General features: G+C 74.1%; 25 protein-coding genes. 21 read left to right on the forward strand and 4 right to left on the reverse strand.

Annotated features, from left to right (window positions below):
* Nucleotides 1-45 precede the first annotated feature (45 nt).
* The 11 genes from rox (at nt 46) to AB0J71_RS36175 (ending at nt 14217) form a co-directional block, all read left to right on the forward strand.
* Nucleotides 46-1503, forward strand: coding sequence for a rifampin monooxygenase (rox, locus tag AB0J71_RS36125; protein WP_364418420.1), 1458 nt, complete (start codon nt 46-48; stop codon nt 1501-1503).
* Nucleotides 1504-1618: 115 nt separating this feature from the next.
* Nucleotides 1619-2125, forward strand: coding sequence for a pyridoxamine 5'-phosphate oxidase family protein (locus tag AB0J71_RS36130; protein ID WP_352323283.1), 507 nt, complete (start codon nt 1619-1621; stop codon nt 2123-2125).
* 101 nt (nt 2126-2226) lie between these two features.
* Nucleotides 2227-4074 carry a S9 family peptidase gene (locus tag AB0J71_RS36135; protein ID WP_364418422.1) on the forward strand — a complete coding sequence of 616 codons (1848 nt, stop codon included), beginning with the start codon at nt 2227-2229 and terminating at the stop codon, nt 4072-4074.
* Nucleotides 4038-5351: a serine hydrolase domain-containing protein gene (locus tag AB0J71_RS36140; RefSeq protein WP_352323281.1), complete on the forward strand. Its 1314-nt coding sequence runs from the start codon at nt 4038-4040 to the stop codon at nt 5349-5351. The genes AB0J71_RS36135 and AB0J71_RS36140 overlap by 37 nt, the downstream gene beginning before the upstream one ends.
* 9 nt (nt 5352-5360) lie before the next feature.
* Entirely contained in the window at nt 5361-6680 is a 1320-nt protein-coding gene (locus AB0J71_RS36145; RefSeq protein ID WP_364418424.1) for a serine hydrolase domain-containing protein, read from the forward strand.
* The gene (locus AB0J71_RS36150; RefSeq protein ID WP_364390224.1) at nt 6673-7527 is read left to right on the forward strand and encodes a serine hydrolase; all 855 of its coding nucleotides are present in this window, start codon (nt 6673-6675) and stop codon (nt 7525-7527) included. Before AB0J71_RS36145 ends, AB0J71_RS36150 begins: the two co-directional genes overlap by 8 nt.
* 29 nt (nt 7528-7556) lie before the next feature.
* Nucleotides 7557-9140: a helix-turn-helix domain-containing protein gene (locus tag AB0J71_RS36155; RefSeq protein WP_364390226.1), complete on the forward strand. Its 1584-nt coding sequence runs from the start codon at nt 7557-7559 to the stop codon at nt 9138-9140.
* A gap of 96 nt (nt 9141-9236) precedes the next feature.
* On the forward strand, nt 9237-10814 hold the full coding sequence (locus tag AB0J71_RS36160) for an ABC transporter substrate-binding protein (RefSeq protein WP_364390228.1): 1578 nt from the start codon (nt 9237-9239) through the stop codon (nt 10812-10814).
* Nucleotides 10815-11744 (forward strand): ABC transporter permease, encoded by a 930-nt coding sequence (locus AB0J71_RS36165; RefSeq protein ID WP_364418426.1) that lies wholly within the window; start codon nt 10815-10817, stop codon nt 11742-11744.
* Complete coding sequence (locus AB0J71_RS36170; RefSeq protein ID WP_352328367.1) at nt 11744-13543, forward strand: dipeptide/oligopeptide/nickel ABC transporter permease/ATP-binding protein; 1800 nt, start codon at nt 11744-11746, stop codon at nt 13541-13543. The genes AB0J71_RS36165 and AB0J71_RS36170 overlap by 1 nt, the downstream gene beginning before the upstream one ends.
* Nucleotides 13543-14217 carry an ATP-binding cassette domain-containing protein gene (locus AB0J71_RS36175; RefSeq protein ID WP_352328366.1) on the forward strand — a complete coding sequence of 225 codons (675 nt, stop codon included), beginning with the start codon at nt 13543-13545 and terminating at the stop codon, nt 14215-14217. Before AB0J71_RS36170 ends, AB0J71_RS36175 begins: the two co-directional genes overlap by 1 nt.
* Here the strand turns inward: AB0J71_RS36175 and AB0J71_RS36180 are convergent.
* The 3 genes from AB0J71_RS36180 to AB0J71_RS36190 all read right to left on the reverse strand — a co-directional run bounded on the left by AB0J71_RS36180 (nt 14163) and on the right by AB0J71_RS36190 (nt 16427).
* The gene (locus AB0J71_RS36180; RefSeq protein ID WP_352328365.1) at nt 14163-14987 is read right to left on the reverse strand and encodes a GNAT family N-acetyltransferase; all 825 of its coding nucleotides are present in this window, start codon (nt 14985-14987) and stop codon (nt 14163-14165) included. The two genes, AB0J71_RS36175 and AB0J71_RS36180, sit on opposite strands and share 55 nt — an antisense overlap.
* 100 nt (nt 14988-15087) lie before the next feature.
* Nucleotides 15088-15894, reverse strand: coding sequence for an SDR family oxidoreductase (locus AB0J71_RS36185; RefSeq protein WP_364418428.1), 807 nt, complete (start codon nt 15892-15894; stop codon nt 15088-15090).
* Between the two features lie 26 nt (nt 15895-15920).
* Nucleotides 15921-16427 carry a TetR/AcrR family transcriptional regulator gene (locus AB0J71_RS36190; RefSeq protein ID WP_364418430.1) on the reverse strand — a complete coding sequence of 169 codons (507 nt, stop codon included), beginning with the start codon at nt 16425-16427 and terminating at the stop codon, nt 15921-15923.
* Between the two features lie 22 nt (nt 16428-16449).
* Here AB0J71_RS36190 and AB0J71_RS36195 point away from each other — a divergent pair, with 22 nt between their 5' ends.
* Nucleotides 16450-16764 (forward strand): FAD-dependent monooxygenase, encoded by a 315-nt coding sequence (locus AB0J71_RS36195; RefSeq protein ID WP_364418432.1) that lies wholly within the window; start codon nt 16450-16452, stop codon nt 16762-16764.
* Between the two features lie 52 nt (nt 16765-16816).
* Here the strand turns inward: AB0J71_RS36195 and AB0J71_RS36200 are convergent, their stop codons facing one another.
* Entirely contained in the window at nt 16817-17995 is a 1179-nt protein-coding gene (locus tag AB0J71_RS36200) for a glycosyltransferase (RefSeq protein WP_364418434.1), read from the reverse strand.
* Nucleotides 17996-18069: 74 nt separating this feature from the next.
* Between AB0J71_RS36200 and AB0J71_RS36205 the strand changes: the two genes are divergently transcribed.
* The 9 genes from AB0J71_RS36205 to AB0J71_RS36245 all read left to right on the forward strand — a co-directional run.
* Entirely contained in the window at nt 18070-18681 is a 612-nt protein-coding gene (locus AB0J71_RS36205; RefSeq protein ID WP_364418436.1) for a TetR/AcrR family transcriptional regulator, read from the forward strand.
* Between the two features lie 582 nt (nt 18682-19263).
* Nucleotides 19264-20592 (forward strand): exopolysaccharide biosynthesis polyprenyl glycosylphosphotransferase, encoded by a 1329-nt coding sequence (locus AB0J71_RS36210; protein ID WP_352327029.1) that lies wholly within the window; start codon nt 19264-19266, stop codon nt 20590-20592.
* Complete coding sequence (locus AB0J71_RS36215) at nt 20574-21878, forward strand: O-antigen ligase family protein (protein WP_364418438.1); 1305 nt, start codon at nt 20574-20576, stop codon at nt 21876-21878. Before AB0J71_RS36210 ends, AB0J71_RS36215 begins: the two co-directional genes overlap by 19 nt.
* Nucleotides 21833-23206 (forward strand): lipid II flippase MurJ, encoded by a 1374-nt coding sequence (locus tag AB0J71_RS36220; RefSeq protein WP_364418440.1) that lies wholly within the window; start codon nt 21833-21835, stop codon nt 23204-23206. Before AB0J71_RS36215 ends, AB0J71_RS36220 begins: the two co-directional genes overlap by 46 nt.
* A complete protein-coding gene (locus tag AB0J71_RS36225) occupies nt 23203-23916 on the forward strand; it encodes a polysaccharide deacetylase family protein (protein WP_352330452.1) in 714 nt (237 codons plus the stop codon). The genes AB0J71_RS36220 and AB0J71_RS36225 overlap by 4 nt, the downstream gene beginning before the upstream one ends.
* Complete coding sequence (locus AB0J71_RS36230; protein WP_364418442.1) at nt 23913-25013, forward strand: glycosyltransferase; 1101 nt, start codon at nt 23913-23915, stop codon at nt 25011-25013. The genes AB0J71_RS36225 and AB0J71_RS36230 overlap by 4 nt, the downstream gene beginning before the upstream one ends.
* On the forward strand, nt 25010-25624 hold the full coding sequence (locus AB0J71_RS36235; protein WP_352330456.1) for a hypothetical protein: 615 nt from the start codon (nt 25010-25012) through the stop codon (nt 25622-25624). Before AB0J71_RS36230 ends, AB0J71_RS36235 begins: the two co-directional genes overlap by 4 nt.
* Entirely contained in the window at nt 25621-26739 is a 1119-nt protein-coding gene (locus AB0J71_RS36240; RefSeq protein ID WP_364418444.1) for a GNAT family N-acetyltransferase, read from the forward strand. The genes AB0J71_RS36235 and AB0J71_RS36240 overlap by 4 nt, the downstream gene beginning before the upstream one ends.
* Nucleotides 26736-26929: hypothetical protein (locus AB0J71_RS36245; RefSeq protein WP_364418446.1), on the forward strand; the 194-nt coding region annotated here is incomplete at its 3' end. The genes AB0J71_RS36240 and AB0J71_RS36245, both read left to right, overlap by 4 nt.

Genomic DNA, 26929 nt, shown 5'->3' on the forward strand with positions numbered 1-26929 from the left:
CGCCGGGAGCGCCACGCCAGCAGGCACTCCCGAAAGGCACCAACCATGCATTCTCCGCAGCCCACCGCAGCGCCCCTCGCCTACGACGTGGTCATCGCCGGATGCGGGCCGACCGGCGCGATGCTCGCCGCCGAACTGCGGCTGCACGACGTACGGGTCCTCGTCCTGGAGAAGGAGACCGAGCCCAAGTCGTTCGTCCGCATCGTCGGCCTGCATATTCGCAGCCTCGAACTGATGGCGATGCGCGGCCTGCTGGAGCGCGTGCTCCGGCACGGCCGGCGGCGTCCGGCCGCCGGTTTCTTCGCCGCCATCGACAAGCCCGCGCCCAAGGGCCTGGATTCCGCGCACGCCTACATGGTGGGCATCCCGCAGCCGGTCATCGAGCGGCTGCTCGAAGAGCACGCGCTCGAACTGGGCGCGCACGTCCGGCACGGTCAGGCGGTGACCGGCCTCGACCAGGACGACAAGGGCGTGACCGTCGAACTGGCCGACGGGGAACGGGTGCGTGCCCGCTACCTCGTCGGCTGCGACGGGGCGCGCAGCACGGTGCGCAAACTGCTCGGCGTCGGCTTCCCCGGCGAACCCTCGCGGACCGGGACGCTGATGGGCGAGATGGAGGCGGGCGTACCGCAGGAGGAGATCGCCGCCACGATCGCCGGGCTGCGCGAGAGGCCCCAGCCGTTCTGGGTGCGGCCCTTCGGCCAGGGGATCTACAGCGTCGTCGTGCCCGCGGCCGAGGCCGGCGACCGCGCGGAGCCGCCCACCCTCGACGAGTTCAGGCGACAGCTGCGCGCCGTCGCAGGAAGCGACTTCGGCGTGCACTCCCCGCGCTGGTTGTCCCGCTTCGGGGACGCCACCCGGCTGGCCGAGCGGTACCGGGCCGGGCGGGTGCTGCTGGCCGGCGACGCGGCGCACATCCACCCGCCCATCGGCGGACAGGGCCTGAACCTGGGCGTTCAGGACGCCGTCAACCTCGGCTGGAAACTGGCCGCGCAGATCCGCGGCTGGGCGCCGGACCCGCTCCTGGACACCTACCAGGCCGAACGCCGGCCGGTCGCGGCGGACGTGCTGGACAACACCCGCGCCCAGACGGAACTGCTGTCCGCCGGACCGGGCCCGCGGGCCGTGCGCAGGCTGCTCACCGAGCTGATGGACTTCGACGAGGTGAACCGGCACCTGATCGAGAAGATCACCGCGATCGGCGTCCGCTACGACTTCGGCGAGGGCCCCGACCTGCTCGGCCGCCGCCTGCGCGACATCGACGTGAAACAGGGCCGCCTCTACGATCTGCTGCGCCGCGGCCGCGGCCTGCTGCTGGACCGCACGGAACGCCTGACCCCCGGCGGCTGGTCGGACCGGGTGGACCACCTCGCGGATCCCGGTGCGGCCCTCGACGTCCCGTGCGTGCTGCTGCGTCCGGACGGCCACGTCGCCTGGGTCGGCGACGACCAGCGGGATCTGGACGGGCACCTGTCCCGCTGGTTCGGCACGCCCGCCGGCTGACGTCCCCGCCACGAACCAGGTCCGCCGCCGAAAATTGTTCGGCGGCGGATGTCGAGAACCCTCAGGCGGCTCCGTCCCAGGGCCGGAACACAAAGACGACCCTGAAGGGACGACCATGCGACCGCACGAGATCACCGAGATCCTGGACCGGCCGATCAGCCGGGAGCTGCTGGCCCGCGACCTGACCCGGCTGGCGTACGTGGCCAAGGACGGCACGCCGCGGAACATCCCCATCTCCTTCACCTGGAACGGCTCGCAGATCGTCATGTGCACCACGAAGAACGCACCCAAGCTCCCGGCCCTGCGCCAGAACCCGACGGTCGCCCTGACGATCGACACCGAGGTGCACCCGCCCAAGATCCTGCTGATCCGCGGCCGGGCCGAACTGGACGTCGTGGACGGCATCCCGGAGGAGTTCCTCCAGATGAACGGCTCGTACGAGATGACAGCCGAGCAGCGGGTCGAGTGGGAGGCCGAGGTCCGCTCGCTCTACGACGGCATGGTCCGCATCGTCGTCACCCCGACGTGGGTGAAACTGATCGACTTCGAGACGACCCTGCCCAGCGCGGTCGAGGAGCTGATCAGGGAGCGGGCCGAGCGCGAGAAGGCCACGACGCGGTAGGCGGGCGGCCCGGGGGCGCTTTGGCCCCGGGCACAAGGTCTCAGACGCTATTCGTCGTCCACGATGAAGAGGACTGCGGCGGCCTGGCCTAGCGTTCGGTCATGCGCCGCCTCTCCCTCGACGACCTGTACGGCCTGGCCGTACCCGGTGACCCACAGCTGCGTCCGGACGGCTCCGCCGTCGCCTACACCCTGACGACCGCGGACCGCGAGTCCGACGCCAACGTGACCGAGATCTGGCTGGCCACCCCGGGCGCCGCCCCGCGAAGGCTGGCGACCGGCGCGGCCCCCCGCTGGTCGCCCGACGGCCGCACCCTCGCCTTCCTGCGCCCGGCCGGCGGGCCGCCGCAGATCCACCTGCTGCCCATGGACGGCGGCGAGCCGCGTGTCCTCACCTCCGCGCCGCTGGGCGCCGGCGTGCCCGTCTGGTCGCCCGACGGCACCCGCATCGCCTACGCCGGGCCGTCCGGCGAGGTGGACCCGAACGCGCCGATCGTCATCGACACTCTGGAGTACAAGGCCGACGGCGCCGGGCTGCTGTGCGGCCTGACCACGCACCTGTTCGTCGTGGACGTCGAGGACGGCGCCTCCGTGCAGGTGACCTCGGGCGACTTCCACGCCGGCGCGCCCGCCTGGTCCCCGGACGGCGGCCTGCTGGCCTTCACCGCCGGCCTGGACCCCGACCGCGACCTGGACATCTGCGGCGGCCTCTACCTGGTCGAGCCCAAGCAGGACGGCGCGCTCGAACGCGCGGGCGGCGACGGCGTGATCTGCATGGGCGTCTGGTGGCTGGGCAGCCGCTGGATCGTGGCCGGTTATCGCGGCGTGCCCGAGGGCCACACCCGCCTGTTCGCCCTCGAAGGGGACGACTTCGCCGAGATCGAGACCGGCCTCGACCGCAACGTGATGATCGGCGCGCCCGGCTACCCGGGGGCGACGCCCGCGATGAACGGCGACGACCTGCTGTTCTGCGTCCGCGACCGCGGGTTCACCCACCTGTACCGGCTGGCGCCCGGCGGCGTCGCCGAGCGGATCGTGGACGAAGACCGGAACGTGGCCGGCGTCAGCGTCGCGGCCGGACGGGTGGCCTACGTCGCCTCCACGCCGCGCAGCGCCGGTGACGTCTACCTCGACGGCGCGGCCCTCACCGACCACGCCCCCGAGGGCGTCGAGCTGTTCCAGGCGCGCAGCCGCACCTTCACCGCCCCCGACGGCACGCCGGTCGAGGCGTTCGTGCTGCGCGACGAGACGCTGACCGAGCCGGGCCCGCTGCTGCTGGACATCCACGGCGGCCCGCACAACGCCTGGGCGCCCGTCTTCGACGGCGTGCACCTCTACCACCAGGCGCTCGCCGCGCAGGGCTGGACCGTCCTGCTGGTGAACCCGCGGGCCAGCGACGGGTACGGCGAGGCGTTCTACAACGCCGGGCTCGGCGCCTGGGGCCTGGCGGACGAGGACGACTTCCTCACCCCGCTCGACGTCCTGGTCGAGGAGGGCGTCGCCGACCCCGCCCGGCTGGCGGTCACCGGCTACAGCTACGGCGGCTACATGACCTGCTGGCTCACCGGCAGGACCGGGCGGTTCGCCGCGGCCGTCCCCGGCGGGGTCGTGGTCGACCTGCGCAGCATGGCCGGCACCGCCGACCTCGGCTACTTCCTGGCCAAGCACGAGGTCAGGGACGAGTTCGTCGAGCAGTCGCCGATCACCTACGCCGGCGACGTCGTCACCCCGACGCTGATCCTGCACGGCGGGTCGGACGACCGCTGCCCGATCGGCCAGGCCGAGCAGTGGTTCGAGGCGCTGCGCGAGCGCCGGGTGCCGGTCCGCCTGGTCCGGTATCCCGGTGGTTCACACCTGTTCATCCTCAACGGACGCCCTTCACACCGTTTCGACTACAACGAAAGGATCCTCGCGTGGCTGGATCAATGGGTCAGCGTCTCGCCGAACTGATCGAGAAGTACGAGGTCCCGGGCGCGGCGCTCGCCTACCTGCACAACGGGGAGCTGCACGAGTTCGCCGCGGGCGTGCTCAACGTCGACACCGGCGTGGAGGCGACCCCCGACTCCCTGTTCCAGATCGGCTCGGTCTCCAAGGTCTGGACGGCCACCCTGCTCATGCAGCAGGTCGAGCGCGGCCGGCTGACCCTGGACACCCCGGTCGCCGAGCTGCTGCCCGGCTTCCGGGTCGCCGACGCCGAGGTGACCAAGACCGTCACGGTCCGGCACCTGCTGTCGCACACCAGCGGCATCGACGGCGACCTGTTCCTCGACACCGGCCGCGGCGACGACTGCATCGAGAAGTACGTCGAGGCCTGCGCCGACCTGGCGCAGAACCACCCGCTCGGCGCCACCCAGTCCTACTGCAACTCCGGCTTCGTCATCGCCGGGCGCATCCTGGAGGTGCTGGAGGGCAAGACCTGGGACGAGGTGCTGCGCGAGAACATCTGCGAGCCGCTCGGCCTGACCCACACCTGGACGCTCCCGGAGGACGTGCTGCGCTTCCGCGCCGCGCACGGCCACGTCGAGGACGGCAAGGCGGCCCCGGTGTGGGGCCTCATGCGCTCGTGCGGCCCGGCCGGCCTCATCTGCGCCCGTCCGCGTGACGTGGTCGCCTTCGGCCGCGCCCACCTGGAGGGCGGCCTGCTGGACGACCCGCGGGCGATGTGGGAGCCGCAGGTCGACATCCCCAACCCGCACACCCTGGGCAGGCAGTGGGGCATCGGCTGGATCCTCGACGAGTGGTCCGGCCACCGCGTCATCTCGCACGGCGGCAACACCATCGGCCAGCACGCCATGCTCTGGGTCGTGCCCGACACCGGCACCGTCGTGTGCGTGACCACCAACGGCGGCCACAGCGGCGCCCTCACCCACGCCGTGGCCACCGAGCTGTTCGCCGAGCTCGACGGCCTGGCCGTGCCGCCCGTGCTGGGCCCGCCGGAGACCCCCGTGCAGGTGGACGTCGAGCGTTACGCCGGCGTCTACGAGCGGGTCGGCGCGCGCATGACCGCGAGCGTGCACGACGGCGCGCTCAGGCTGCGCGTGGAGTCGACGGGCGCGCTCGCCGCCCTGCAGGAGCCGTTCGACCTCGACCTCGTCGCCGTCGACGACGTCACCTTCGTCGGCCGCCGCGAGGGCGACCCCGACTGGGTCTCGGGCGTGTTCTACCAGCTCGACGACGGCTCGCCCTACTTCCACCTCGGCGTCCGCGCCACCCCCAAGATCGCCTGAGGAGACCGCATGGATCTGCAGAAACGCCTCGACGAAGCGGCCAGGGCCCACGACGTGCCCGGCGCCGCCATCGCGGTGTGGAGCGGCGGACAGCTGCACGAGGCCGCCACGGGCGTGGTCAACCGGGACACCGGCGTGGAGACCACCCCCGACAGCGTCTTCCAGGTCGGCTCCACCACCAAGGTGTGGACGGCCGCGCTGATCATGCAGCTGGCCGAGGAGGGCCTGCTCGACCTGGACGAGGAGATCGGGGCGTACCTGCCCGAGTTCGCCCTGTCCTACGACGCCGTGATCAGCGTCCGGCAGCTGCTGACGCACACCGGCGGCTTCGACGGCGACCTGTTCGAGGACACCGGGCGCGGCGACGACAGCCTCGAGAAGTTCGTGGCCTACCTGCACGGCGCGGGCAAGGTGCACGAGCCGGGCGAGCTGTTCTCGTACTGCAACGCCGGCTACTGCGTGCTCGGCGCCATCGTGGCCAGGCTGCGCGGCACGACCTGGGAACAGGCCATGCGGGACCACCTGCTGAAGCCGCTCGGCGCCACCCACGCGGCCCTGCTGGCCGAGGAGGCCGTGCTGTTCCGCGCGGCGGCCGGGCACATCGGGCCGGGCAACGACGTCTATCCCCAGTGGCAGATGCCGCGCTCCAACGCGCCCGCCGGGGCCACCATGTGCCTGGCCCCGCGCGAGCTGGTGCGCTTCGGCCGCATGTTCGCCGCGGACGGCCTGGCCGAGGACGGCACCCGGGTGCTGTCGGCGGAGAGCGTCGCCGCGATGCGCACCCCGCAGGTCGCGGTGCCGGGCGTGCCCGGCCTGATGGCCGCCAACTGGGGGCTCGGCTTCGAGCTGTTCACCTGGGGCGCCTACGGCCACGACGGCGGGACCCCGGGCCAGAGCACGTTCTGGCGGGTGGCCGACGACGGCTCGTACGCGATCGCGATGAGCATGAACGGCGGCAACTTCATCGGCGTCATGAACGACCTGCTGCTGCCGCTGCTCAGGGAGGGCGGGCTGGCGGCCCCCGACCTGCCCGCGCCGCCGGAGCAGCCGCGTGCCGTGGACCCCGCGCCGTACGTCGGCCGGTACGAGGGGCCGCAGCTGGCCTACGAGGTCTCCCCGGCGGCCGACGGCGTCGAGGTCACCCTGATCCCCGGCGCGTTCATGGCCAGCATGGGCGAGCAGGGCAGCACCGCCAGGTACGTCCACCTCGCCGAGGACACCTTCATCGCCGAGCAGCCCGAGGAGGGCAGGCACGACACCGTCACGTTCGTCCTGCGGGACGGCGTCGCCACGCACCTGCACAACGGCCGGGCGGTCCCGCGTGTTTGAGCAGGACGCGCGGAAGGTCTTCGCGGCGGCGGGCGTGCGCGGCTTCGTGCACGCCCGCGACCTGGACGGCGAGGCCGAGATCGGCCTCGACCCGGACGCCCCGGTCGTCCTGGCCTCGGTGTTCAAGCTGCCGATCCTGCTGGAGTACGCCCGGCAGGCCGCGGCGGGCGAGGTGGACCGCACCGAACGGCTCACCGTCACCGCGGCGGACAAGGACGGCGGCGTCGGCACCTCGGGCTGCGCCGACGACGTGTCGCTGACGCTGCGCGACCTGGCCCACTTCATGATGTCGATGAGCGACAACGCGGCCACCGACGTGCTGCTGCGCCGGGTGGGCCTCGACCGCGTCAACGCCACGCTGGCCGAGCTCGGGCTCGGGCGCACCCGGCTGATCGGCGGCTGCGCGACGCTGTTCGAGTCCGTGGTCGAGGAGCTGGGCACCATCGACGTGGCCGGCATCCCCGAGGAGCGGATCAGGGCGCTGGCCGTACGCGATCCGGAACGGACCACCGCGGGCACGCCCCGCGAGATCACCACGTTGCTCGGTCTCGTCTGGCGCGACCAGGCGGGCCCCGCCGAGGCGTGCGCGGAGGTCCGCGACATCATGAGCAGGCAGATCTGGCCGCACCGCCTCTCCTCGGGCTTCCCGGACGAGGTGCGGGTGTCGGCCAAGACCGGCACCCTGTGGGGCGTGCGCAACGAGGCGGGCGTCGTGGAGTACCCCGACGGCGGCCGGTACGCCGTCGCGGTGTTCCTGCACGGCGACAACCTGGCCTTCCGCATTCCGGCCGCGGACGCCGCCATCGGCGAGGCCGCCCGTCTCGCCGTCGAGCACCTGCGCGGCTGATGACGGTCTACGTCGACTATCGTGAGCGGATGAACAGCCGTCCGCGTGCCAGCCTTGAGCGGATCCTGTTCGATCTCGGCAGCACGGTCCTCGACGTGGCAGCCTCGCCCGGTGACCTCGACACCGAGGTCACCGGGGTGCACATCTACGACCCGCTCGACGAGCTCTACGTGCCGCCGGGCGGGCTGCTGCTGGCCGTCGGCGTGCAGGGCGCCACCGCCATCTGCGGCCTGCTCGACGCCGCCCGCGAGGCCAGCGGCATCGTCGTCAAGCTGCCGGTCGACGTCGACGAGCAGGTGCGCAGCAAGGTCCTGGAGACCGGCGTCGCCGTGCTCGGGCTGACCAGGGCCGCGTCCTGGTCGCAGGTCGCCGCGCTGCTGCGGTCCCTGCTGGCCGAGGGCGACCTGGCCATGCCGGAGAAGGGGCCGCAGGGCGATCTGTTCGCGCTGGCCAACGCCGTCTGCGCGCTGCTCGACGCGCCCGTCACCATCGAGGACAGGTCGACCCGCGTCCTGGCCTTCTCCGGCCGGCAGGACGAAGCCGACCCCGGCCGGGTCGAGACCGTGCTCGGTCGTCAGGTGCCCGAGCGTTTCCAGCGCATGCTCGACGAGCGCGGCTTCTTCAAGAAGCTCTACCAGAGCCGCGACCCGATCTACATCGAGCTCGACGGCGACAGCATCAACCGGGCGGCCGTGGCCGTCCGGATCGGGGACGAGATCCTCGGCTCCATCTGGGTCGCCGTGCGCGAGCCGCTCACCCCGCAGCGCGAGCGCGCCCTGGCCGACGCGGCCAAGATCGTCGCGCTGCAGCTGCTGCGCGAGCGCGCCGGCGCCGACACCCAGCGGCGGCTGCGCGCCGACCTGCTGTCCACGGTGCTGGCCGGCGGTTCCGACGCGGCCGACGCCGCGGGCCGGCTCGGCATCGCCACCGAGCGCCTGTGCGTGCTCGCCGCCCAGCTCGCCGACGGCGACGCGGCCGACCCGGCGCGCGCCGAGAGCGACCGGCAACGGTTCTGCGACGCCCTGGCGCTGCACGTCGGCGCCATCCATCCCAAGGCCGCCGCCGCGATGATCGGCTCGGTCGCCTACGCCGTCCTGCCGCTGAGCTCGGGCGGCGACGAGGAGACGCGGGCCGTGCGCGTCGCGGAGTCCTTCCTGTCCAGGGTCGGGCCGCGGCACGCGGCCAACATCGGGGTCGGCCGGCTGGCCGCCAACCTCTCCCAGGTGGCGCGCGCCCGCGCCGACGCCGACCGGGCGCTGCGCGTGCTGCGCGCCCGCGGCCAGGCCGGCCAGGTCGCCGGCTACACGGCCGTGCACTTCGAGTCGCTGCTGCTCCAGGTCTCCGACGTGGTCGCCGCCGAGGAGCAGGTGCCCACCGGCCCGTACGAGCGGCTGCTGGCGCACGACGCCGAGCACGGCAGCGAGCTGGTGGCCACCCTGCGGGCCTACCTCGACGCGTTCGGCGACGTCAACGCCGCCTGCGCGCAGGTCCACGTGCACGCCAACACCTTCCGCTACCGGCTCAAACGGCTCACCGAGATCAGCGGGCTCGACCTGTCCGACCCCGACGCGCGACTCACCGTGATGTTGCAGATGCGGATCTTCGGACGCTAGCACGAGGTCGTCCGCGCTTTTTGTGAAGGGCGACGAAGAAGGTCGGGCCGCGAGGGACGAAGGTGGGTCACCACCCCACGCTCTCCTGGAGTCGCCATGAAGAAGACAGCGGTGCTCACCGCGTTGGCCCTGCTAGCGGCCGCGTGCGGCAGCGGCGGAGGTACGGCGGGCAGCACGGGCAAGCCTGTCACGGGCGGCACGTTCACCGCCGCCATCAGCGCGGACCCCGGGGTGCTCGACCCCGCCACGGGCGTGCTCTCGGTCACCAACGAGGTCCTGTCGGTGGCCTACGACACCCTGGTGTCCGTCTCGGCGGACGGCAAGACCGTCCCCGCCCTGGCCGAGAAGTGGGACGTCAAGCCCGACAGGGTGACCTTCACCCTGCGCAAGAACGTCACCTGCTCCGACGGGTCCAAGCTCACCCCGTCCGACGTCGCCGAGAACATCAACCACATCGCCGACCCCGCCACCAAGTCGCCCATCTACGGGGTGCTCGTACCGGCCGGCATGAAGGCCGAGTCCGACGAGTCCGCCGGCACCGTGACGCTGTCGACGCCCGAGCCGTTCAGCTTCATCCTGGAGAGCTCACGGCTGCTGTTCATCGTCTGCGGCAAGGCCGTCAAGGACCGTTCGCTCATCGCGCGGGCCACCTCAGGGACCGGCCCGTACCAGCTCACCGAGGCCGTCCCCGGCGACCACTACACCTTCAAGGTGCGCCGGGAGTACGCCTGGGGCCCCGAGGGCGGCACCGCCAAGGACCTCCCCGAGACGCTCGTGCTCAAGGTGGTGCCGAACGAGCAGACCGCGGCCAACCTGCTCCTCGCCGGCTCGCTCAACTCGGCCACCTTCTTCGGCCCCGACCGGACCCGCCTGGAGGCCAACCCCGCGCTCGGCAAGATGATCGAGCCACAGGGCAACGGCCAGTTCTTCTACCACCAGGGCGAGGACAGGCCCGGCCACGATCCCGCCGTGCGCAAGGCGCTGACCCAGGCGCTCGACATGAAGGAGCTGGGCGGCATCGCCACGGGCGGCACCGGCAAGCCGGCCACCGCGCTCGTGCCGCCGCCCCGCCCGTGCCAGGGCGACACCGTCACCGGTCACGTCCCCGCCTTCGACACGGCGGCCGCCACCGCGGCGCTGGACGCGGCCGGCTGGAAGACCGGGGCCGACGGCGTCAGGGAGAAGGACGGCAAGAAGCTCTCCCTGCGCCTCTTGTACGCCACCACCAAGGGCCCCAGCATGGTGGCCGCCGCCGAGTACATGGCGGCGGTGTGGAAGAAGATCGGGGTGGACGTCAAGCTCAACGGCGTCATCGACACCAAGCTGTCGGAGTCGCTCAACGCCACCCAGGACTGGGACGTCGTCTGGCTGCCCATCGGCGTCACGCTGCCCTCGCAGCTGGTCGGCTTCCTGTCCGGCCCCGCCGCCCCCAAGGGCGCCAACTTCGCCCACCTGAAGAACGCCGAGTACGAGCGGCTGGTCGCCGAGGCCGCCAAGCTGACCGGCCCCGAGGGCTGCGCCAAGTGGCTGGCGTCGGAGTCGGCCCTGTTCGACAACGCCGACCTGGTGCCCGTGGTCGAGATGAACACGCTGACCGCCACCAAGGGCGCCACCTTCCGGACGATGGCCGGCCTGTACCTGCCCTCGACGATCCGCCTCACCCAGGGAGGCTGAGTGACCGTACGGCGCCTCGTGCGCTTCGTCGTGTCGCTGGCGGTGCTGCTCGTGGCGTCGTTCGCGATGATCCACCTCATCCCCGGCGACCCGGTGCGGGCCTCGCTCGGCCCGGCCGCGCCGGTCGAGCTGGTCAAGGCCCGCGAGCAGCTGCTCGGGCTGGACAAGTCGCTGCCCGAGCAGTTCGCCGCCTACGTCGGGCACATCCTCACCGGCGACTTCGGCACCTCGTTCCTGACCGGCGAACCGGTCGGCCAGGTCATCGCCACCCGGCTGCCCAACACGCTGGGCCTGGCGCTGCTGGCCACCGTGGTGGCGCTGCTGCTGGCCGTGCCGCTCGGCATGTGGGCGGCCATCCGCACGGAGAACGGCCGGAACCGGGGGACCGAGATCACCTTCAGCTCGGTCACCGGCACCGCCGTCGCCGTCCCGGAGTTCCTGTACTCCATCGCGCTGGTGGCGGTCCTGTCGATCGGGCTCGGCCTGTTCCCGCCGGCCGGGAAGGAGGGGGTGATGTCGTACGTCCTGCCGGTGGCCGCGCTGGCGATCGGCCCGGTCGCGATGATCGCCCGCATCTCCCGGGTGGAGACCCTGCGTGAGCTCGGCACCGACTACGTGCGGCTGGCCCGGTCGAAACGGCTGCCCGCGGCCCGCCTGCACCTGCGGCACGTGCTGCCCAACACGCTGACCGCGACGCTGACCGTGGGCGGGCTGCTGCTCACCTCGCTGATCGCCGGCAGCGTGCTGGTGGAGTACGTCTTCGCCTGGCCGGGGCTCGGCCTGAAGATCGTCGAGTCGATCACGCAGAAGGACTATCCCGTCGCCCAGGCCGTCATCCTCGTCTACGGCGCGATCGTGCTCGTCGTGAACCTCGCCGTCGATCTGATCCTGGGCGCGCTCGACCCCACCTCCAAGATCAAGGAAAACTGATGCGTTTGCGCACCCCGGCCGCCGTCGCCGGAGCCGTGCTGGTCACGCTCATGGTGGTCCTGGCCGTCGTCGGCCCGCCGATCTGGGGCGCGGCGGCGGAGAAGATCGACGCGGGCGCCATCCTGCAGGGCTCCTCGGCCGCCCATCCGCTCGGCACCGACAACCTGGGCCGCGACCTGCTGGCCAGGGTCCTGGTCGCGGGCCGGTTCTCCCTCCTGCTCGCGCTGGCGGCCACGCTGTTCGGCGCGGCCGTCGGCACCGTGCTCGGCGCGCTGCCCTCGGTGCTGCCGCCGCGCGGCGCCCGCTTCGTCACCGGCGCCGTCAACGCGCTCGTCGCCTTCCCCGGCCTGCTGCTGGCCATGTTCACCGCGGTGATCGCCGGGCTCGGGGCCAAGGGCGCGGTGCTCGGCATCGGCGTGGCCATCGCCCCCAGCTTCGCCCGGCTCACCCAGACGCTGGCCGCGACCGTCGCGGGCGCCGACTACGTCGCGGCCGCCCGGATGCTCGGCGTGCCGCGCATGCGTGTGCTGACCAGGCACGTGCTGCCCAACATCGCCGAGCCGCTCATCCTCAACCTCACCCAGGCGCTCGGCGGCGCGCTGCTGGGCCTGGCCGGGATGTCGTTCCTGGGCCTCGGCGTGCAGCCGCCCGCCTTCGACTGGGGGCGGCTGCTCTTCGACGGGTTCGGCCGCATCTACGTCACGCCCGAGGTGGCGCTGGGGCCCGCCCTGGCGGTCGCGCTGGCCGGCATCGGCTTCAACCTGCTGGGGGACGCGCTGGCCAAGGCCGCCTCCCGCACCGCCGTGCACACGCGCGAGGCCAGGCCCGCCGCGCCGCCCGCCCCCGGTGAGCCGGACCCCGAGGCGGTGCTGGAGGTCAGGGACCTGACGGTGACCTTCCCCGGCGGCGTCACGCCGGTGCGCGGGGTGTCGCTGACCGTCGCCCCCGGGCAGATCGCCGGGCTGGTGGGGGAGTCGGGCAGCGGCAAGAGCCTCACCGCCGCCGCGATCGGCGGGCTGGTGCCGTACCCGGGCGTGGTGACGGCGGGCAGGCTGGCGCTGGCCGGCCGGGAGATCTCCGAGATGTCGCCCAAGGAGCTCGGAACCGCGCTCGCCATGGTCTTCCAGGACCCGATGGCCTCGCTCAATCCCGCGCTGAAGGTCGGCGGCCAGCTGGCCGAGGTCGCGATCGTGCACCAGGGCGCCGCCAAGGCGGAGGCCCACCGGCGCGCCGTCGACCGGCTCGGCCACGTGCACCTGCCCGCGCCCGAACGGGTGGCGCGCCGGCACCCGCACGAGCTGTCCGGCGGCATGCGGCAGCGCGCCGTCATCGCCATGGGCCTCATGGGCACCCCCCGGCTGCTCATCGCCGACGAGCCCACCACCGCGCTCGACGTGACGGTGCAGCGGCAGATTCTCAAACTGCTGCGCGAGGTCACCGACGAGACCGGCGCGGCGGCGCTGTTCATCTCCCACGACATCGCCGTCGTCGGCGAGCTGTGCGACGTGGTCGTCGTCATGTACGCCGGCCGCGTCGTCGAGCAACTGCCGGTCGAACTGCTGGCTACCGGCGCCGCGCATCCCTACACGCGGGCGCTCATCGACTCGCTGCCCGACATGGACACCGACAGGTCGCTGCCGCTGGCCAGCATCCCCGGCCGTCAGCCCGCGCCCTCCGACGTGGGCGACGGCTGCGCCTTCGCCGCCCGCTGCGAGCTGGCCACGGCCCGCTGCGCCGGCGAACGTCCCCCATTGACGTCGTACGGCAAGGCGCACCAGGTCGCCTGCTGGGAGGTCTGATGATCATCGAGAACCTGACGGTGCGGTTCGGCTCGTTCACCGCCGTCGACGACATCACCCTGGAGGTGCCGAGCGGGTCCATCGTCGGGCTGGTCGGCGAGTCGGGGTCGGGCAAGTCGTCGGTGGCCAGGGCGGTGAGCGGCCTGGTGCCGCACACCGGCACCATCACCGGCGCCAGCCGCGTCCAGATGGTCTTCCAGGACCCCTACGCCTCGCTCGACCCCCGGATGAAGGTGGGGGCGTCGATCGCCGAGGGCTGCGGCAAGGGCTCCGTCGAGCGGCTGCTGTCGCTCGTCTCGCTGCCGCCCGAGGTGGCCACCCGCTATCCGCGCGAGTTGTCAGGCGGCATGCGGCAGCGCGTGGCCATCGCCAGGGCGCTGGGGGCCGAGCCCGACCTGCTGGTCGCCGACGAGATCACCAGCGCCCTGGACGTGTCCGTCCAGGGCTCGGTGCTGAACCTCGTGCGCAGGCTTCGCGACGAGCTGGGCCTGTCGATGTTGTTCATCTCGCACAACCTGGCCGTGGTCCGCTACGTCTCCGACGTGGTCGCGGTGCTGCACCAGGGGCGCATCGTGGAGCTGGGGCCGACCGAGGAAGTGGTCGGCGCCCCCTCCCACGACTACACCCGGTCGCTGCTGGAGGCCGTGCCCAGGCTGGGCCGCTCCACCACGTAGAACGTCTTGTCGTGGAAGGCGGTCACCACGCCGCCTTCCACGAGCAGGCCGCCCAGGACCTCCCGGACGGCCAGCCGCCACGCCTTGGCGGCGCCGGGGTCGGTGACGCGCAGCGCCTCGATGTCCTCCGGCAGCGCCACGAGCAGGGTGGCGGCGTCGCTGTCGCGCGTCACCGGCCGCCCGTCCTCGTCGGCCAGCACGATCGCGGCGTCCGCCGGGAGGGGCCGCCGGCCGGGCTCGCCCCGTACGAGGGCGGCCACGTGCGGCGCCGACAACGCCCAGGAGGCCAGCACGCGGTCGGAGTCGCTGCCCTGGTTGATGGCGTCGGTCATGACGCCGTAGAAGCTCGGCAGGTACTCCTCGGGACGGGCGCCCAGCTTGGCCAGGTTGAAGTGGGCGTTCCTGCGCACCAGCGGGTCATAGGTCCAGGTGATGCGGTCGATGCCGCGCTCCAGGGCCCAGCGGCGCTGGTGCAGCTTCAGCTCGAAGCCGATGCCGTGGCCGCCGGCCGCGCCGGTGATGTGGGAGTGCAACGTGTTGGCCGCCCCGAAGAAGCCGACGGAGGCGCCCACCAGGCGGCCCGCGTCGTCGTACGCGCCGGCCACGTAGTTGCCCGCGTGCGACATCGCCCGCATCAGCTCGACCGTGATCGGCCGGCTGTCCGGGTCGAAGTGCCAGATCCCGTCGAACAGCTCACTGACCTGCTCGAACTCCGCGATCCCATGGAGTTCCCTGATCGCGATCAACGTGCCGGCCCTCCGAATGCTCAAGTGTCACGGTGACGCTACGGCACTGTGCGGCGGGACCGAATCGTGCGGGACACCAAAGAGCACCCGGGGCTTCGTGGGATCAGACAGCGGCCGGACGCCTTCAGTGAGCGGTCCAGCCTCCGTCGACCGGCAGCACGGCGCCGGTGAGGTAGGAGGCCGCCGGACCGGCCAGCAGGACCGCCGCGCCGACGAGCTCGCCCGGGTCGGCCCAGCGCCTCATCGGGACCTGGTGGTCGAGGAACTCCCGCACGTGCGGGTCGTCGTCGACGCCTTCGTTCAGCGGGGTGCGGAAGGGGCCGGGGGCCAGGGCGTTGACGCAGATGCCGGTGCCGGCGAGCTCGACGGCGAGGCTGCGGGTGAGCTGGACGACCGCGCCCTTGCTGGCCGCGTAGCCCGCCCGGCCCGCGGCGCCGACGAGGCCGAGAGCGCTGGCCAGGGTGACGATGCGGCCGTACCCGGCTTCTCGCATCACCGGCACGGCGGCCTGGCAGGCGAGGAAGGTGCCGACGACGTTGACGTCGAGGCAGCGGCGCAGCGTGGCGGCGTCGAGGGCCGCCAGTTCGCCGCGGGCCTGGATCCCGGCGCTGGTCACCAGCACGTCGAGGCGGCCGTGCGCGGCGACGACGTCCCGCACAAGGGCGTGGACCGCCTCTTCGTCGGTGACATCGCAGGCCATGCCCGAGGCGGCGACGCCGGTCGCGGCGGTGATCTCGGCCGCCGCCTCCCGGCACGCCGACAACCGCCGGCCGGCCGGCACCACCGTGCAGCCGGCGGCCGCCAGACCGTGCGCGATGGCCCGGCCGAGCCCCGCCGAGCCGCCCGTGACGACCGCCACCTGCCCGGCCAGGGGCGCCCCGGCGGACCCCGCATTCACGGGCCGGCCGATCGTGTCTTCCTGGGACGTCATGGAGCTCCCCTTCGCCAGTGTTCCACCTACGGAACAGTAACGTGTCCGCAGCCGTCCAGGATGGCGCGGACCAATGCCTGGACGGCGCCCCTGTCGACGTCCGGCCCGGTGACCAGCGTGAACAGGGCGCCCTCGTAGAGCGCGATGAGCGTGGGGATCCGCTCGCGGGGGACGGGGTGGCCGAGTCGGTCGTGCTGCCCGGCGGTGACCAGCGCCGCCGCGCCGGACAGGCCCGCGAGGGCCGCGGCGAGCACCGGACGGCGCACGGCCTCCAGCTGGAGCTCGAAGATCGCCAGGTAGCGGTTGCGCAGCGTGGTCGCCGCCGTGAACAGCGACTCGGTCCGCAGGTCGGCCAGTGTCGCGGGCTGCCCGGGGGCCAGGTCGGTGGCCCGGCCGGTGTCGGCCAGGTGCAGCTCGACGATGCGCTCCGCGGCGGCCACCAGCAGCGCCTCCCGGTTGCGGAAGTCGTTGGAGGCCGTGCCCGGCGGCAGGTCCGCCTCCTTCTCCACCGCGCGGTGGGTCAGCCCGTGCACGCCGGACGACGCCAGCAACGCGATGTTCGGCCTGTACCCCGTCGGCGCGGACCTGCTGTACTGGTTCACCGACTCGGCCCTGCACGGCGAGCCGCCGGACGCGGAGGAGGCACGCCGGCGGATGTCGTCCCTGATGGCCGACTGGCATCCCCTCGTCGCCACACTGATCGAGGCCGCCCCGCCCGCCGACATCTACGTCGACCCGATCACCCGCCTGGCCGCGCCCCTTCCCTCGTACGCGGCCGGCAGGGTCGCGCTCCTGGGCGACGCCGCGCACGCCATGCCCCCCGACCTGGGCCAGGGCTCCAGCCAGGCCTTCGAGGACGCCGCCGCCTGACCCGCCACCTGACCGGCGCACAGCCCGCGGACGCCGCCCGGCGGCTCCTGGCCTACGACGCCGAACGCGGGCCCAGCGCCAACCGCATGATGCGGGCGGCGTCCCGGCAGTAGTGGCTGACAACCCAGACCGGCCTGGCCGCGGTGCTGCGCGACGCCCTGCTGCGCGCGGTGCCGTCCGCGCTGGCCACGCGGCAGCTCGCCGCCCTGTGGCGGGTGCAGAGCCGTGCCGTCCCGCCGTCGTAGGCGGCGCCGCGTCCCGGGCTCGGGAGCGTGGCAGTCCCGCTGCCGCAGTGTTGGGCGACGGCGGCCATGCGCGGGAACAGCCAGTCGTGCGGCACGTCCCCGACGCCGAGCGCGTCGTCGTCCAGCGCCCCGGGCACGCCCGTCTGCAGCACGCCGCGCAGCCCGGCCCGCCGCAGGGCGCGAAGGGCCAGGTCGGTGTAGTGCTCGGCGCGCGGGCCCGCCTGGCTGCCGAGGCCGACGAACACCGGAGCAGGGCCCGCGGCCAGGAAGTCGCTCAGCAGGGGGTCGGGCCGCCATCCGGCCGGACGCGCCGGCCACCAGTAGCCCGTCACCTCCAGCCCGTCCCGCCAGTCGGCGGGCCGGGGCAGCAGCGCCGGGCTGAACCCGTGCAGGACCGGCCAGCGCGCGGCCTCCCGCCGCCGGTACGCCTCCCGCGAGCTGATCGGCGGCAGCCCGAGCCGGGCCCGTAACTCCTTGGCCGACCCGGCGTTCGCGGGCGAGGGCACGGCGAAGGCCAGCCGGGCCGCCGTCCGGTTGCCCCACCGGCCGAGCGAGCGGCGCAGGACGCTCATGACCGGCGGGAAGTCCCCCGTCGGCGCCACCGGCTGCAGGTGCACGCCCATGCTCGGCACGCCCATCGCCTCGGCGACGTGCTGCCCGGCGGCGGCGGCCACGTTCAGCAGCAGGACGTCGGCGCCCGCCGCCGCGGCCCGCACGATGCCGTCGCAGACCTGCCCGGCGTACTCGGCGAACATGGCGAGCTTCGCGGGCAGCGGGACCCGCGCGCCGCCCTTGCCCGCGGGCAGCAGGGGCAGCGGGTCGCCCGGGATGTCGCGATGTTCCAGTCCGGCGCCGGTCACCAGGGCGGCGTGCGGCCGGTGGCAGGCGATCGCCACCTCGTGCCCGGCGTCCCGCAGTCGCACGCCCAGCCCCGTGTACGGGGCCACGTCGCCCCGCGTGCCCACGCCGACGATCAGTACGCGCATGACGCCCTCCTCGCCCGCCGTTTATCATGCACTCGCATGGTAAACGGCGGGCACGCGCTTCACAATGCGACCGCATGACAAAAACCTGGGAACCGATGCCGAAGATCGTCGACCACGAGACCCGCCGGCGGCACATCGCCGACGCCGTGCACCGCGTCATCGACGCCAAGGGCATGCACAGCGTCAGCCTGCGCGAGGTCGCGGCCGAGGCGGGCATGTCCATGGGCGCGGTGCAGCACTACTTCGCCACCAAGGACGAGATGCTCACGCTGGCCCTGCAGCATCTCAACACCCGGATCGCCACCCGCGTCGCCGCCGCCCCGCACGACGGCACCCCCTTCGGCCTCCTGCGCGTGGCGCTCCTGGAACTGCTGCCCCTGGACGAGGAGCGCCGGTTCGAGGCGCGCGTCGGGCTGGCCTTCCTCGCCCGTTCCGTGGTGAGCGAGCCGCTGGCCGCGTTGCTGCGCGCGGGCCTGCCGATCGTCCTCGACTTCTACGCCGGTCAGCTCAGGGCGGCCCAGGCGGCCGGGCAGGTGGCCGCCGACGTCGACGCGGCCAGGGAGGCCGACATGTTGTTCGCCCTCGCCCAGGGCCTGGTGAACCCCGTCCTCATCGGCCACTACACCGCCGAGGACGCCGAGGCGATCGTCGACCGGCAGCTCGGACGGCTGTTCGGGCGGCGTTAGCCGGACCGGCCGCAAAACGTCCGGAAATCGACGGACGGAATGTCTCCATCGCCCGGTTCCCCCGGTGTGGCGATAACGCCAATTCGGACTATGTCCTCAGTTCGCGGCTCAACCGCCGGCGCCCATCAGCGGGCGCCGGCCCACCGCTGATCTCCCACGCCGTCCTGCGGCGTCATACCGCCGCCATGACCCGGCAAAGATCTTCATCGCTACCTGAACGGCGAACCGGGACAAATAGCCGGGCTTTGCGACACCCGAAAATTCGCAATCTTTGTGGGACGCCATCCCGTCCGCACGGCCGTACCCGTGAACACTCCAAGTAAGTTGGTCGCTGCCCGCGAATCGGGGCGATTATCAGAATGGAGGCCAAAGATGAGCGAATTTTCGCGATAAGTAAGACAGCCATATCCACCCCCTGTTCGTGGATATCACGCTCTGAAATGATCGCCGTTGTTTTTCCGCAGTGGAGCAGATATGGTCACACCCCTTCGGGAAGAGGAACCCTTCCCGCACTCCCCGTCAACGGGCATGCTGCTGCCGCAGCGAGGCGCTGCACGCCACGCCCCAGGCCGGCGGCGTCCGGTGACATGCTGGACCATCTGCTCCCTGGCCGACGCGAGCGTCGACGCCGCCGCGCTGGCCGCGCCCGTGCTCGACGCCGGGTACGGCGCGCTGCTCGCCGGCCTGGCGGCGGGGCTGCTCGTCCTGCTGAACCTGGCGGGCGGCACGTACCGGATCCGGCTGTCGCCGTCCGTCATGGACGGATGGATGTGGCGCGGCGGATGCGCCGCCGCCATCGCCGGCGCGCTGACCGTCGCCGCCCTCGACCACCGCACGACGCTGGCCGCCTGGACGGGCGAGTCGGCTCGGATCGTCGCCGTCTACCTCGGGCTGACCCTGGTGGGGCGCGGGCTGGTCTGCGCGGTGCTGCGCCAGGCCCGCCGCCGCGGCGCACGCGTGCCCACGCTGGTCGTCGGGTCCGGCGCGCACGCCAGGAACCTCGCGCTGACCCTGCTCCGGCACACCGAGTACGGCCTGCTGCCCGTCGGCGGCGCCTGCGACGTGCTGGGCCAGGCCCCGTACGCGCCGATCGTGGACGATCCGGAGACCCTGCTCACCATGGCCCGCCGGCACCTCGCCCGCGTGGTGGTCCTGGCCCCGCCGCCGGGCGGCGAGGAGCAGACCCACCGGCTCGCGCAACAGGCCCGGCAGGCGGGGTACCCGGTGTACCTGGCGCCGCAACCCGGCGGCGTGCTGGTCGACTTCGTCCCCGCCGGCGAGCACGTCCGGGGGTTCCCGATGCTGCGCATGCGGCCGTTGCCGCAGCGGCGCGCGTCCTGGCCGCTCAAGCGCGCCCTGGACGTCGTGCTGGCGGCGGCCGGGCTGATCGTCAGCGCTCCGGTGCTGGCCGCCTGCATGCTGCTGCTGCGCGGGCAGGGAGGGCCCGGGGTGCTGTTCCGCCAGGTCCGGGTGGGGATGGCCGGGACACCCATCGAGATCATCAAGCTCCGGACGTTCGCCCCGCTGCGCGCCGGCGAGTCCGACACCCGCTGGAGCATCGACGACGACCCCCGCCTGACCCGCGCGGCCCGGCTGCTGCGCTCCTGCTCGGTGGACGAGCTGCCACAGCTGTGGAACGTGCTGCGCGGCGACATGAGCCTGGTCGGCCCCCGCCCCGAGCGGCCGCACTTCGTGGAGCTGTTCTCCCGCGGCGACCACCACTACGGGCGCCGCCACCGGCTGCCCGTCGGCCTCACCGGCTGGGCCCAGACCCACGGCCTGCGCGGCGACACCTCGATCGAGGACCGGGCGCGGCTGGACAACCACTACATCGACACCTGGTCCCTGCGCCGCGACATCAAGATCATGATCCGGACGGTCGGTTGCCTGCTGTGGCCGGGACGATCGTGATCAGGGCGCTCCCGCCGTCCCTGTGCCGCCTGGCGGCCCGTCCCAGCGTGTGGGCCGCGCTGACCGTGATCGCGGTGTGCGTGCCCGCCGGACCGCACGCCGCCGACGTCGTCCAGCCGCAGGTCGCCGACCTGATGTCGCTGGGGTTGCTGGCGTCCGTCGCGGTGGGCCTGGCGCGCGGCGGCGCGCGTCCTGGCCGGTGGGCCCTGCTCGCCGCGCCCGCGGTGCTCGCGGTGACGGCGGCCGCCCTGGCGGCGCCCGACCTCCTGACGGCGCTGCCCGGCCTGGCCCGGTACCTCCAGGTGTTCGTCCTGGTCCCCGTGGCCGTGACGGTGGCGGTGCGGCAGCGGTCCGACCTGCTGCTGGTGGGCGGAGCCGTCGCGGCCGTGTCGATCGTCCAGGCCGGGCTCGGCTGCTGGCAGGCGCTCACGGGCAGCGGCGCCTCCTACGCGGGCCTGCCGATCCGCGCGGTCGGCACGTTCGGCGCCGGCGAGGTCATGGCGCTGGCCGGCGTGGTCAGCTTCGGGCTGATCATCGCCGTGGCGGCCGCGCTCACCGGCGGCCCGGCCCGGCGCGCCGCCGCCCTGGTGGCGGCGGCGGCGCTGTGCCCGCCGCTGGTCATGTCGCTCAGCCGCGGCACCTGGCTCGCGGTGGCCTGCGCCGTCGCGGTGATGCTCGTGCTGCGCGGCGCGCGGCTCGCCGCGCGGGCCGCCGTCGCCGCCGGGGCCGCCGCCGTGCTGCTGACGTTCCTGGTCGGGCCCACCGGCGGCGTCATCGCCGAGCGCGTCACCTCCATCACCTTCTCGGTGGACCAGCCCGACCGGTCGGTGGCGGACCGGTACCAGCTCTGGCAGGCGGCGGCCGGCATGTGGCGGGACCACCCGGTGACCGGCGTCGGCCCCAAGGGGTTCGCCGCCTGGCGGGACACCTACGCGCCGCTGGCCCTGTCCTCCGGCAGCGACGTCGAGGACCCGGCCGGCGGGTACCGCCGCGAGCCGCTGCTGTCCCCGCACAACATGTACCTGCTCGTGCTCAGCGAGCAGGGACTGCTCGGCCTGGCGGCGTTCGCGCTGCTCATGGGCGGGGCCCAGGTGCGCACCCTGACCCGGCCCGGCCGCCGCGGCCCGGCGGGGCTGGCCGCCGCGGGCTTCGTGACGTGGCTGGCGGTGGACTTCGCCTACGCCGACATCGGCGGCGCGACGAGCCTGGTCATGTCGGTCATGCTGGGCCTGGCGACGGGATGGACCGGCACCGCCGCGCTCCCGTCGCGGCGGCCCGCGTGCTGAGCCGGGGCGCGGCCGACCTGCGCGCCGCGGCCCTCACCACGATGCTCGTCGGCGCCGGCTCGGCGCTCGGCTACGTACGCGACCTGCTGATGGCCGCGCTGTTCGGCGCCAACGCCGACACCGACGCGTTCCTGGTCGCCTGGACCGTGCCCGAGACCGCGGCGCCGCTGCTCATCGAAGGGGCGATGGCCCTGTGGCTGGTCCCGCTGTTCAGCACGGCCGCCGGGGCGCGGCAGCGGGCGGCGCTGGTGGAGCGGACGTTGCCCGCCCTGGCCGCCGCGCTGGCCGCCGTCGCCGTCTGCGCCGCGGCCGGGGCGCCCTGGCTGGTGGCGGCGCTGGCCCCCGGCCTGCCCCAGGGCGGGCTGGCCGTCCAGTGCTGGCGGATCTGCTGCGGCTGCATCCTGCCGTTCGCACTGGCGGGGTACGCCAGCGCGGCCCTGCGGGCCCACCACGTCTTCGGCCCGCCCGCGGCCACCGGCCTCGCCTACAACCTGGCGCTCGTCGGCTGCCTGGCGATCTGGCACGACTCGCTCGGCGTGCGGGCCGCCGCGTGGGGCGTGGCCGCCGGCGCCGTCCTCATGGTGGCCACGCAGGCGCCGGCGTACCTGCGGCGGGTCGGCATGCCCCGGCGGCTGCCGCGGCGCCTGGTGCTGCCGGTCGCCGCGCTGCTGCCCATCATCGCCTTCACGCTGCTGCGGCAGGGCCAGGTGCTGGTCGAGCGGGTGCTCGCCGCCGACCTGCCCGCGGGCGCGATCTCCCATCTCAACTACGCCCAGAAGATCGCCCAGGTGCCGATGGTGGTCTCGCTGATGCTGGCCACCGTCACCTATCCGCACCTGGCCCGCAGCATCGCCGCGGGCGACACCCGCCGGGCCTGGCGGCTGCTGATCCGCGACCTGGCGACGGCGGCGGCCGTCACGGTCACCGCCGCCGCGCTGCTGGTCGCCTTCGCGCCCGCGATCGTGGACGTGCTGCTGCGCCGCGGCGCCTTCGACGCCGCCGCCGCCACCGCCACCGAGCACGTCCTGCGGCTCTACACGATCGGCCTGCTGGGCCACACCGTCGTGGGCGTGGTCTGCCGGGCCTACTTCTGCGCCGGAGGGTGGCGCGGCCTGTGGTACCCGGCCCTGGCGATGGCCGCCGGGCTGGCCCTGACCGCGGCGCTGGCCGCGGCGCTCGTCCCCGGCATGGCGCAGGGCGGCATCGCGCTGGCCAACGCCGCCGGGATCACCGTGACCGCCGCCCTCATGCTGGCCGGTCTCCAACGCCTCGGCCTGTCGCCGCTGCGGGGGGCCGTCACGACCGTCAGGGAAGGAGAGCGCGTATGAGCACGCGCACCGGCGCGCTGCCGCTCATCTGGATGTACCACTCCGTCGCCGACCGCGGCGAGGACCCCTTCGACATCGTCGTCACCCCCGAGCGCTTCGCCACCCACATACGCTGGCTCGCCCGGCGCGGGCTGCGCGGCGTGTCGGTGCGCGAACTGCTGAACCATCCCGGCGACCGGCGCGGCCTCGTCGGGCTCACCTTCGACGACGGCTACGCCGACTTCGCCACCGACGTCGTCCCGGTGCTGGCCGGCTACGGCTTCACCGCGACCGTGTACGTCGTCGCCGGCCGGATCGGCGGCCACAACGCCTGGGACCGCGGCGTCAGCCCCCGCCCCCTGATGGACGCCGGCACGCTGCGCCGGGTGGCCGCCGCCGGCATGGAGGTCGGCTCCCACACCCGCAGCCACCCCCACCTGCCGGCCGCCGGCCCCGGCGAGCTGGCCGACGAGCTCACCACCAGCAAACTCATGCTCCAGGACGTGCTCGGCGCCCCCGTCACCGGCTTCGCCTACCCCTACGGCGAGCTGACCGCCCGCGAGGTCGCCGCCGTCCGGCAGGCCGGCTACGAGCACGCCTGCGCCGTCCGCCCCGGCCGGCTCGCCGGGACGCACGCCCTGCCCCGCCGCTACGTCGGCGACCGCGACACCGCCGCCCGGCTGCTCGCCAAGACCGCCTGCCACCGGCTGCGCTGGGGGCGGCCCCGATGAAGGTCCTGCACGTCATCACGGGGCTCGCCGCCGGCGGGGCCGAGCAGCAGCTGCGTACGCTGCTGCCGCACATGGACTGCGCCAGCGAGGTCGCCGTCCTGACCCGGCCCGGCGCCCTGGCCGACGCCCTCCGCGCCGCCGGGACCCCCGTGCGCGCGGTCGGCATGGGCGGCAACCGCGACCTGCGGGCGCTGCCCCGGCTCACCGCCCTCATGCGCGCCGGCCGCTACCAGGTCGTGCACGCGCACCTGTACCGCGCCTGCGTCTACGCGCCGCTCGCCGCCCGGCTGGCCGCCGTGCCGGTCGTCGTCAGCACCGAGCACTCTGCGGGGGCCCGGCACATCGAGGGACGGCCGGTCACGGCGTCCGTCCGCACGCTGTACCGGGCCAGCGCCCGGCTGACGCAGGCCGTCGTCGCCGTCTCGCCCACCGTGGCCGACCGGCTGCACGGCTGGGGCCTGCCGCCCTCCCGCGTCGTCACCATCCCCAACGGCGTGGACCTGGCCGCCTTCCGCCACGATCCGCGGGCCGGGAGCCAGGCCCGGCGGAGCCTGGGCATCCCGCCGGAGTCGTTCGTCGTCGGCGGGGTCGGCCGCCTGGTGGCGGGCAAGAACTTCCACCTGCTCGTCGAGGCGCTGCCGCGGCTGGACGGCGCGGTGTTGCTGCTCGTCGGCGCCGGCCCGGAACAACCCCGGCTGCGCTCGCTGGCCGAGCGGCTCGGCGTCGGGCGGCGCGTCGTCCTCGCCGGGGAGAGCGTGCAGGTGCCCGCCCTGCTGTCGGCCATGGACGTGCTGGCCGCCCCCTCGCAGGAGGAGACGTTCGGCCTGGCCGTCGTCGAGGCGCTCGCCGCCGGGCTGCCCGTCCTGTACGGCGCCTGCCCGGCGATCGACGACCTGCCTCCCGGGACGGTCCCCGGCGCCCGCCGGGTGCCGCCCCACCGGCTGGCCGCCGAGCTGGCCGCGCTCCTCGCCGGGCCTCGCACCCGCCTGCCGCCGCCCCCGGCCCTCGACCGCTACGACGTGCGCCGGCAAGCCCGGCGCCTGCACGACCTCTACGACCGCCTGCTCGCCAGGCGCCATCAGGAAAGGCTGTCATGACTCACCCGGTCCAGCGCGCCGCCGGCGCGCTCCGCACCTGGTCCCTGCTCGCGCTCCCGCTGATCGGCATGGGGGCGGGGCTGGCGTACTCGCTGACCCAGGAGCCCGTCTACACCGCCGACGCCTACGCGGTCGTCAGCTCGGTACGGCAGGGCGTGCCCAGCCAGGAAGCCGACTTCGCGCAGGCCTACGCCAGGGTGACCGTCCACCCCGGCCTGCTCGCCGGGACCGGCGACGCCTATCTGGCCGACGGCGAGCTGCTGCGGACCACCCTGCAGGCGTCGGCCTCGCCCGACGCGCCGCTGATCCGGCTGGCCGCCCTCGCCGCCACCCCGGACGAGGCCGCCCGGCGGGCCAACAGCGCCACGGCCGCGCTCACCGCCTACGCCAACCGGCACAGCGCCGACACCGGCGTCCGGCTGTCCAGCTTCGCCCCCGCCGTGCCGCCCGCCACGCCCAGCTCGCCCCGGCCCCTGCTCGCCACCGCCGTCAGCACGGCCGGCGGTCTGCTGCTGGCCGCCCTGGTCTGGCTGGCGGCCCCCGCCGGGCGACGGCGGGACGACCGGCAGGTCCCGCCCGCGCGCCGGCCGGCCGAGACGGCGTCGGCATGACCACCGCGACCCGCCAGGCCCCGGACCTGGCCACCGAGGTCGTGACCGGCACGGGACACCTGCGCGCCCTGGCGGGGGAGTGGGCCGGCCTGCACGACCGCTCCCCGGCGGCGACGCCGTTCCAGTCGCACGCCTGGCTGTCGTCCTGGTGGGAGAGCTACGGCGACGACCCGGCCCTGAACGTGGTCCTGCTGCGCCGGCGGGGACGGCTGGTGGCCGCGGCCCCCGTCATGACCGTCCGCCGCGCGGGGCTGCGCGTCCTGCGGCCGCTCGGCGACGACCAGTCCGACTACACGGACGTGCTGATCGAGGACGGCGACCCCGACCTGCCGGCGGCGCTCGGCCGGGCCTTGTCCGAACTGCCCGGATGGGACGTGCTGGACCTGCCGGAGGTACGCCCGGGGGCCGACGCCGAGCGGCTCGCGGCGGCCTGGCCGGGCCGCTCCTGGCGGTTTCCCGCCTCGACCTGCGTCGAACTGCCCGGCGTCCCCCTCCACGAGCTGCTCGCCGGCCTGCCCGGCCGGAACGGCACCAAGCTGCGCCGCGAGCTGCGCCGCGTGGACGACGCCCCGATCCAGGTCCGGGACGTGCCGGCCGGCGAGGCCGAGCACGCCGTCGCGCGCCTGCTCGACCTGCACGCCCTCCAGTGGCAGGGCCGCGGCGTCAACGTCGAGCACACCAGGCCGCGCTTCCACGCCCACCTGGCCCGCGCCACCCGGCGGCTGCTGGCCGACCGGCAGGCGAAGCTGACCGAATACCACCTGGACGGCCGGGTCGTCGCGGTGGACCTGCTGATCGTGGGCAAGGACTTCGTCGGCGGCTACCTCTACGGCACCCATCCCGACCTGCGCGGCCAGATGGACGTCGTGACCATGCTGCTGCGCACCGACCTCGGGCTCGCGCACCGGCTGGGCCGGCCGACGATGTCGCTGCTGCGCGGAGCCGAGTCCCACAAGACCAAGTGGGGCGGCCGGCAGGCGGTCAGCAACCGGCTCCTGCTGGCCAGGACGCCGGCCGCGACGCTCTACGCCCTCGCCGCCCGCGCCCGGGTGGGCGGCCGGGCGCTCCGCGGCCGCTGGCCGGCGCTCGACCGGGCCCTGCGCAGGCCGCGATGACGACCTTCATCCCGCACGCCCCGCGCGTGCTGCACGTCACCCAGCCCACCGAGGGCGGCGTCGCGGCCTACGTCGAGAGCGCCTGCGCCGACCAGCGCCGGCGGGGCTGGACGGTCGCCGTCGCCGCGCCGCCGCGCGGGCCGCTCGGCGAACGGCTGGCCGCCCTCGGGCTGCCGCATCTGCCCTGGCC

The sequence above is a fragment of the Nonomuraea sp. NPDC049637 genome (genome assembly GCF_040675235.1).
Classification (GTDB): domain Bacteria; phylum Actinomycetota; class Actinomycetes; order Streptosporangiales; family Streptosporangiaceae; genus Nonomuraea.